Genomic DNA, 8,979 nt, shown 5'->3' with positions numbered 1-8,979 from the left:
TTGTTTTGTAGTGTCGTTGGTATGGTCGTTTCCATACCTCAATACTTCCATACATCTATACCTCAAAATTTTTCGGAGAAAAATTTTATGAACATCGTCGTCGCAGGAACAGGATATGTAGGTTTATCAATGGCGGTTTTGTTATCACAACAAAACAATGTCGTTGCCGTTGATATTGTCCCGGAAAAAGTAGAACTTATAAACAATAAAAAATCACCTATTTCAGATAAAGAAATAGAGGATTTTTTATCAAATAAACCATTGAATTTAACCGCAACAACAAATGCAGAATCTGCCTATAAAACAGCGGACTTTGTAATTATTGCAACACCAACAAACTATGATGAAACAAAAAACTATTTTGATACATCTTCGGTTGAAGCAGTTATTAAACAAGTTATTGAAATAAATCCTAAAGCATATATTGTAATAAAATCAACAATACCTGTAGGTTTTTGTGAAACCGTTAAGAAAAAATATTCTTCTGAAAATATATTGTTCAGTCCTGAGTTTTTAAGGGAAGGTAAGGCATTATACGATAATTTATATCCATAAAGAATAATAGTAGGAACAAACCTTAAAAACAAAGAACAAACGGAAAAAGCAAACCGGTTTGCAAACCTTTTAAAACAAGCGGCGATAAAACAAGATATCAAAACATTAATAATGAATACTACCGAAGCAGAATCTGTAAAACTTTTTGCAAATACATATTTGGCATTAAGAGTAAGTTTCTTCAATGAACTTGATACTTATGCGGCAATAAGAGAACTTGATACAAAATCAATAATAGAAGGTATCGGCTTAGACCCCAGAATAGGAAGTTATTATAACAACCCTTCATTCGGGTATGGCGGTTATTGTTTACCTAAAGATACAAAACAATTACTTGCAAACTACAACGATGTTCCGCAAAACATAATATCGGCAATAGTTGCCTCAAACACCACAAGAAAAGATTTCATAGCCCAACAAATAATATCAAAACATCCAAAAACGGTAGGAATATACAGGTTAACAATGAAAGCCGGCTCGGATAATTTCCGTCAAAGTTCAATACAGGGAATAATGAAAAGAATAAAAGCAAAAGGAATAGAAGTAATAATTTACGAACCGATGATGAAGGAAGAAAGTTTTTTCAACAGTAAAGTAACAAAAGATATTAACGAGTTTAAAAAAGTAGCAGATGTAATAATAGCAAACAGATTTAACAGTGAACTTAGTGATGTAAAACAAAAAGTTTACACGAGAGATTTGTATTTTAGAGACTAAGACGGCAGAAGATTTGAAGATTGGATGATTGGAAGAATAGAAGAAAAGTTGTCATTCCGTGCTACGACATGGAATCCAAGTTTTTGAGTCGTTTTAGTTTGCAGTTTAGTCGTTATAAAACAGGTGTTGTTGTTTGGTAGGTAGTCGGTGTGGTCTTTTCCATACCTCAATACTTCCATACATCTATACCTCAAAATTTCCGGAGGAAATTTTTAATGCTTCGTTTGTTGGACATATTTTTTAGCGGTATAGCAATTATAGTGTTGTTCCCTTTTATGATACCTGTAATGATAGGTTTAAAACTTACAGGGGAACATGATATTTTTTATTTGCAACCAAGAATAGGAAAGGGAAGAAAACCTTTTAATTTAATAAAGTTTGCAACAATGCTAAGAAATTCTCCTAATATGAAAGGTGGTCTTTTTACAAGCGAAAATGACCCAAGAATGTTGCCTATGGGAAAGTTTTTAAGAAAGACAAAAATAAATGAATTACCCCAATTAATAAATGTTTTTATTGGACAGATGAGCATAATAGGTTATCGTCCAACGGTTAAAGAACATTTTGAAGGTTATCCCGAAGAATGTAAAGTAAAACTTGAAAAAGCTCGTCCGGGACTTTCCGGTATTGGTTCAATTGTATTTAGAGATGAAGAAAATATTTTAAATAATTTTCAAGATAAACATTCATTTCACCAAAATGTAATTGCACCTTATAAAGCAAAACTTGAAAGCTGGTATATAGATAATAAAAGTATATCTTTATATTTCAAATTAATTTTTATGACTGTTCAGGTGGTATTAAATCCAAAATCACAAGTTTATTCTAAATTGAAAAATTTACCACCTGTTCCTGATGATTTAAAAAAATACTTAATCGGAGAAAACAACTAATGATAGATAATATTTTACATTTAATCGGCAGAACAAATCCGTTATTTATAAAAGATATAGATAACAACGAAAAACAATTATCCGAAATAGTAAAAAATTCAAAGTTTTTAGTTATCGGTGGAGCAGGAACAATAGGTTCTGCAATATGTAAAGAAATATTTATAAGGAATCCGAAAGTATTACATGTAGTAGATATCAGTGAAAACAATATGGTGGAACTTGTTAGGGATATTCGTTCAAGTGTGGGTTATATAGAAGGGGAATTTGCAACATTCGCATTAGATTGCGGTAGTGAAATATTTAAAGTGTTTATAGAAGAACAGAAAAAAAGAATAGGCGGATACGATTATATATTTAACACATCAGCATTAAAGCATGTTCGTTCAGAAAAAGACCCATATACCTTAATGAGAATGATAGATACAAATATATTTAATACATGCACAACAATCCAAATGGCAAAAGAAATGAACACAAAAAAATATTTTTGTGTAAGTACAGATAAAGCAACAAATCCGGTTAATATGATGGGTGCCTCAAAAACAATAATGGAATATTACCTTAATTACAATTCACAAGATATAAAAATCAGCACAGCAAGGTTTGCAAATGTAGCATTTAGCGATGGTAGTTTACTTTGCGGTTTCAATAAAAGAATAGAAAAAAATCAGCCGTTATCAGCACCAAATGATATTCGCAGATATTTTGTAACACCGAAAGAAGCAGGCGAACTTTGCCTTATGAGTTGTTTGTTGGGTGAAAACAGAGATATTTTCTTTCCTAAATTAGATGCAAACTTAAATTTAATTACATTCAGTTCAATAGCGGAACAATATCTCAAGCAGTTAGGTTATGAACCTGTTCAATGTAAAACGGAACAAGAAGCAAGAACAAAAGTAACAGAATTAAAAAAACAACATAAATATCCTGTGTATTTTTTCAAAAGTGATACAACAGGGGAAAAAGATTTTGAAGAGTTTTATACAGACAAAGAAACACTTGTAATGGATAAATTTGAATTGGTGGGAATAATAAAAAAAGAATTGGAATACGATTTGCAAAAACTTGAATATTTCAAGAAAGAAATAAACAAAATGAAAGCAAAACAAAGTTGGACGAGAAAAGATTTAATAGATTTGTTTAACGAAATGATTCCAAACTTTAATCATAAAGAAACCGGCAAGTTTCTGGATAATAAAATGTAGGTTTGTTATTCCCGAAGGTTGTAATCGGGAATCTCTGTTGTTTGTCGTTAAATTCTCAGCTTTAAGCTCTAAGCTATAAGCTGAAAAATTCAAAAGGATTTTTATGAAATTTTCTGTATTAATGTCAGTATATTACAAAGATAACCCTCAATGGCTTAAAGAAGCTGTTGATAGTGTTATGAATAATACTGTTAAACCTAGTGAAATCTTGATAGGTATAGATGGTCAAATTTCAAAAGAACTTGAAGATAAATTACAAGAATTAGCTAAAAAATATACTCAAATAAAATTAGCTTCTTTTAAAGAAAATCGTGGTAGAGGAGCATTATTACATGACACTTTACCAACGACTAAATATTCTTTGGTAGCAATTATGGATAGTGATGATATTTGTTATCCCAATCGTTTTGAAAAGCAATTAGCAATTTTTGAAAAAGAAAAAGATTTAGATATTTTAGGTGCTTTTATAGAAGAATTTGATGAAGATACAAAAGAAATAGTTTCTGTAAGAAAAGTTCCATTGGAACAGGATGATATTAAAAAATATATTAAAACAAGAAATCCAATAAATCAAGTAACAGTAATGTTTAAAAAAGAAAGTATTTTAAAACTTGGTGGCTATCCTTCTAATATGCGAGTAGGAGAGGATTATCTTTTATGGGTAAGAGCTATTGTTAACAATTTAAAATTAAAAAATATTTCAGATATTTTGGTAAAAGTTCGTGTTAATTCAGATATGTTTGCAAGACGAGGTGGATATAGCTTTTATAAAGCAAATAAAGATTTTCTCAAAGAGATGTTAAAACTAAAATTAATTAATTATCCATGTTATTTATACAACATATATACTCGTTTTGTTATACAAGTATTAATGCCAAATAATATACGAACATTGTTTTATAAAAAAGTATTGAGGTAGATATATGTTAACCGTACAAGTTTTACTTAGTTGCATGTATCAACAAGATTGTTCTATTATTGAACATTCTAATTTATCAAAGATACCTACTTTAGTTATTAATCAAATGGATGTTTTTAAGGAAGAAAAAAAGTTTATTTCGGAATATTTATTATGGATAAATACTCCAACAAGAGGTCTTTCTGTAAGTAGGAATTTAGCAATAAAAAATAGCGAAGCAGATATATGTCTATTGGCTGATGATGATGAAATTTTTGAAGAAAATTTAGTGCAAAAAATTTCATCTGCCTATGATGAATATCCTCAAGCAGACATTATTCTTTTTAATGTTAATAATTTCCCTATTAAGTTTGGTGATAAAGTACGTCCATTAAAAAAATGGGAAATACTAAAAGCAAATTCAATACGTATTACTTTTCGTTTAAAAAAAATTCAAGATAAAGTTTGTTTTGATACTTTATTAGGTTCTGGAACAGAAAATGGTGGAGGTGAAGAAAATAAGTTTTTATTGGATTGTTGGAAACAAGGATTTAAAATTTATTTCGTACCTGTTTCTATTGCAACTTTAAATAAACAAAGTTCATCCTCATGGTTTTATACATTTGATGAAAATTATTTTTATACGCGTGGTAAAGCTACAAGATATATTTTGGGTTTTTGGTATGCTTGTATATATGGAATATATTTTTTAGTAACAAAATATTCGCAATATCGTAAAAATTGTTCTATTTATAAAGCAATTTTATTTTTATTTAAAGGAATAGTTAAGGGAATAAAGAAAACAAATGTTTATTATAGAAAGATTAATTAGTTTGTCAATTTTTATAAGTTCTTTATTTGTATGTATGCTTTTTTTAAGCAAAGTTAAAAGAAGTTATTGTGGAATAGTTTTATTTATATATTTGGTAATACTTTGTATATTTGCTTATTTCTTTAAACCAAATGTGTTAGATTTATCTCGACTTCACAATTTATGTTTGAATGGATATGGGCAGTATTCATGGGATCAATTAAAAACTTTTTTAAAATATTCACGAGTTCCCGTGTGGCATATTTATTCATGGATAATTTATCATCTTACAAATGATGTTAATTTTATACAAACTATTACTTGTTTTTGGTGCTTTGGAAATTTATTTTATGTTCTTGGTGACATTATTAAAAGAAATAATATAAATGGAGTATACAGAGCTCTTTTATTATTTTCAATAATGTCAGTAGGTGCATTTTATATGGAAACAATTTCTGGTATTAGAAGTATGTTAAGTTTTTCAATATGTTTCTTATGTATATATAGAGAGATGATTCATAGAAAAAACTTACTTATTCATATTCCATTATATATTTTTGCAGCACTGATGCATCAGGTTGGAACTGTGGTTTTTATAGGTCGTATCATTTCTTTGATTCCTCTAGAAAAAAATTATTATCGTAAAACTTTGATGGCCCTATCAATAATACCATTACTTATATATGCAGTGAAAGGAGATAATTTCTTTTTAATTTCATCTTTTAACTTGGCACATGAGTACATATATAACTCTAAAGAATATTATATGCTTGAAGAAACTATTATTGGAATAATTGAATTATGTCAAATATGGTATGTTTTATTTTTTTACAAATTATATACTAACAACAAATTACGTGAATTATGGTTCTTTTCTTTTGTTTTAACCATTATAAGTACTTGTGCCATTCCTTTTTCTTATTCTATATTCCGTCGTTATACAATAATGTGTTCATTATTGATTTTACCACTTATAGGAACCATTTTAGGTTTATCAAATAAAAATATTCGTGAGCATTTTTCATTTTTATTACTTGTTCAATCTATATTGATATTTGCTTTATCATATTCTATAGGAGATATGCGTTTTTTTCAATTTTTGATGTGATTGTATTTACATATGTACTCTATTTTATTATTAAAAATAATTTGAAATATAGATGTAGTAAAATATTGCTTCTAGAAAAAATATCATAAATTTGCGAGGTATTTACATGAATATAGATTTAGTTGTTCCATGGGTTGATGGTAGTGATATTGAACATATAAAAACAAAGAACCGGTATAAGCAATTATTAGAGAAAAAAGTAAATGATGAAGTAATTGGATTAGCAAGATTTAAAGATAATGGAGAATTAAAATATTTATTGAGATCAATTGAAAAAAATGCAAAATTTATACGATATGTTTTTTTGGTTACAAATGGGCAAATCCCAAAATGGTTAAATATTAATCACCCAAAAATAAAGATAGTAACTCACAGTCAAATTATGCCTAAGGAAGCTTTACCAACATTTAATTCAAGTGCTATTGAAACTTGCATAGCAAATATACCTGATCTTTCTGACAATTTTCTATATGCAAATGACGATTTTATTATTGCAAAGCCGATAAATGAAAAATTTTTCTTTACAAAAGAAGGATATCCTATTTCAAGATTATTACCTGTATTTCACATAAGACAAAAAGGTGTTTATGTTAAAAAAATAAACTTTACATTGAATATTTTTTATAAAAAATTTCATAAAAATTTTAATTTAACGGAACATCATAATATAGATGCTTTTTATAAACCCGATGTTTTATCTTGTATAAATGAATTTAAGGAAGATTTTGATAGAACTTGTAATTCTAGATTTAGAGCGGAAAATAATATAAGTAAACACATTTGGTCTTTGTACTCTTTTTATATTGGGCACTCAAAAATAAAAGGTTATTATATTTCAAAAATTCTTATTTATTTAGTGTCTATAATAAATGGAATAAAAAGTTTGTTTAGTAATGTAAATCAATATATGTATAATGGGAACAATACTAGTAAAAAATCTACTTTTTTGAAAATAAAAAAACAAATATACAGATTTATATTAAATTCTACATCTTTTTCAAATTACGAAGATTACAATATTAAATATATAAGCTTATTCTGTATAAATGATAATGAATTTTCTAATGATGCGGATAGGAAAAGAAGCATGGATTTTTTAAATAAATTATTTCCTAATAAATCTTCTTTTGAGATATAGAAATATGAGATTTAAATGATATTAAATAGCATGATGTATAGGAGTAAATTTGAATAAAATTCATAGGGATATAGGTTTTTTGATTACACAGTTAACAGATGGAGGTGCGGAACGTGCTGTGGCTAATTTATCTAAAGAGCTATCAAAATACTATAATATCCATATTTTATTATTTAATTCAAACGAAATAACATATTCATTTAAAGGAACTATATATAGAATTGGTGTGCCTATTTCAAAATGGCCATGGATGAGAATATGGTATATTTTCCTACGTTGGTATAGAATAAAAAAATATAAAAAGAACAATAATATTCACACCATGATAAGTTTTATGCCAATTCCTAATTTATACAATATATTTACTAAAGGAAAAGACAATGCAATCATTTCTATACGCAATTATATGTCATTGCGTATTAAAAAAAATATAGAATATTGCATTATTAAGTACTGTGGTAAAAAAGCAAATATAACAGTATCTGTATCAGAATATGCAAGACAAGATTTGATAGAAAACTTTTCTTATAGTTCCAATAAAGTAACAACTATTCATAATTTATGTGATACTAGAATTTTACAAAAATCTAATCTTGAAATTGAAAAGCTTACAAAAAATTTTGATTTCTCAAATGGAGTCATTGCAACTGTTGGAAGACTTGAATTTCAGAAAGCACATTGGCATTTACTGCGAGCTTTTAGTATAGTTAATAAAAATCTTCCCCATATTAAACTTGTATTTTTTGGACAAGGAAATTTAGAAAAAAAATTAAAGGAGTATACTAAAAAACTTTCAATTGATAATAATGTTTTTTTTATGGGGTATCAAAAAAATCATCATACTTTTTTAAAGAAGTGCAATATTTTTGTTTTATCATCTTTTTTTGAAGGAATATCAAATGCTTTATTAGAAGCTATGGCATTAGGGTTGCCTATAATTTCTACTGAATGTCAAAGTGAAGTATTAAGCAAACAAATACACCAAGTAGATAACATGGAGCTATCAGATTATGGTATTCTAATTCCATCTTTTATTGATAAAAATTTTGATGTAAATGATTTAGTATTTGAGCGAGCAGATTATATATTAGCAGAAGCGATGGAAAAATTAGTTGCGAATGAGGAACTTAATAAATATTATCGTAATAAATCTGTTGAAAGAATAAAAGATTTTGCACCTGATACCATTACTAAACAATGGGTAGAAATTATTGAGAGATATAAATAAGAGATATCCTTATAAGGAAATTTTATTATGAAAATAATATTTCAAAAATTAAAGTTATTTTTTCAAAATTCAAATTATCGGTTTAAGGTATTACAAAATCATAATTTATTAAACTGGGTACCTGATAATTTTATGCTAAAATTACTTTTTAAGCAAAGATTAGGAATATCCTTAAATATCAAAAATCCGCAAACATTCAATGAAAAAATTCAATGGTTAAAATTGTATGATAGAAATCCACTTTATACAACTATGGTAGATAAATACAAAGTTAAAGAATATATTGCAAATATGATTGGTAGAGAATATATTATCCCAACTTTAGGAGTATGGTATAAGGTAGAAGAAATTAATTTTGATAAATTACCGAATCAATTTGTTTTAAAAACTACACATGATAGCGGTGGAATCGTTATCTGTAAAGAT

General features: G+C 27.2%; 8 protein-coding genes and 1 pseudogene. All 9 read left to right on the top strand.

Translation table 11 applies throughout. The annotated features are described in order from the left end of the window. Positions 1-87 precede the first annotated feature (87 nt). Positions 88-1,272: pseudogene (locus ACMUOV_RS05115) on the top strand (nucleotide sugar dehydrogenase). Between the two features lie 215 nt (positions 1,273-1,487). Then, positions 1,488-2,165: a sugar transferase gene (locus ACMUOV_RS05110; protein ID WP_413854031.1), complete on the top strand. Its 678-nt coding sequence runs from the start codon at positions 1,488-1,490 to the stop codon at positions 2,163-2,165. Beyond that, the gene (locus ACMUOV_RS05105; protein ID WP_413854030.1) at positions 2,165-3,370 is read left to right on the top strand and encodes a UDP-N-acetylglucosamine 4,6-dehydratase; all 1,206 of its coding nucleotides are present in this window, start codon (positions 2,165-2,167) and stop codon (positions 3,368-3,370) included. The genes ACMUOV_RS05110 and ACMUOV_RS05105 overlap by 1 nt, the downstream gene beginning before the upstream one ends. Positions 3,371-3,473: 103 nt before the next feature. Continuing rightward, the gene (locus ACMUOV_RS05100) at positions 3,474-4,289 is read left to right on the top strand and encodes a glycosyltransferase (RefSeq protein ID WP_413854029.1); all 816 of its coding nucleotides are present in this window, start codon (positions 3,474-3,476) and stop codon (positions 4,287-4,289) included. Positions 4,290-4,293: 4 nt separating this feature from the next. Continuing rightward, entirely contained in the window at positions 4,294-5,100 is an 807-nt protein-coding gene (locus ACMUOV_RS05095) for a glycosyltransferase (protein ID WP_413854028.1), read from the top strand. Next, positions 5,075-6,187, top strand: a complete 1,113-nt coding sequence (locus ACMUOV_RS05090) for an EpsG family protein (RefSeq protein ID WP_413854027.1) — start codon at positions 5,075-5,077, stop codon at positions 6,185-6,187. The genes ACMUOV_RS05095 and ACMUOV_RS05090 overlap by 26 nt, the downstream gene beginning before the upstream one ends. 106 nt (positions 6,188-6,293) lie before the next feature. Continuing rightward, complete coding sequence (locus ACMUOV_RS05085) at positions 6,294-7,325, top strand: Stealth CR1 domain-containing protein (RefSeq protein ID WP_413854026.1); 1,032 nt, start codon at positions 6,294-6,296, stop codon at positions 7,323-7,325. 49 nt (positions 7,326-7,374) lie between these two features. Further along, a complete protein-coding gene (locus ACMUOV_RS05080; protein WP_413854025.1) occupies positions 7,375-8,553 on the top strand; it encodes a glycosyltransferase in 1,179 nt (392 codons plus the stop codon). Positions 8,554-8,580: 27 nt separating this feature from the next. Further along, a partial coding sequence (locus ACMUOV_RS05075; protein WP_413854024.1) for an ATP-grasp fold amidoligase family protein occupies positions 8,581-8,979 on the top strand: 399 nt, incomplete at its 3' end.

The sequence above is a fragment of the Candidatus Ruminimicrobium bovinum genome (genome assembly GCF_902760015.1).
Lineage (GTDB): Bacteria > Elusimicrobiota > Endomicrobiia > Endomicrobiales > Endomicrobiaceae > Ruminimicrobium > Ruminimicrobium bovinum.
The sequence above is the reverse complement of the archived record's forward strand: the minus strand, read 5'-3'. Positions and strand labels throughout refer to the sequence as shown.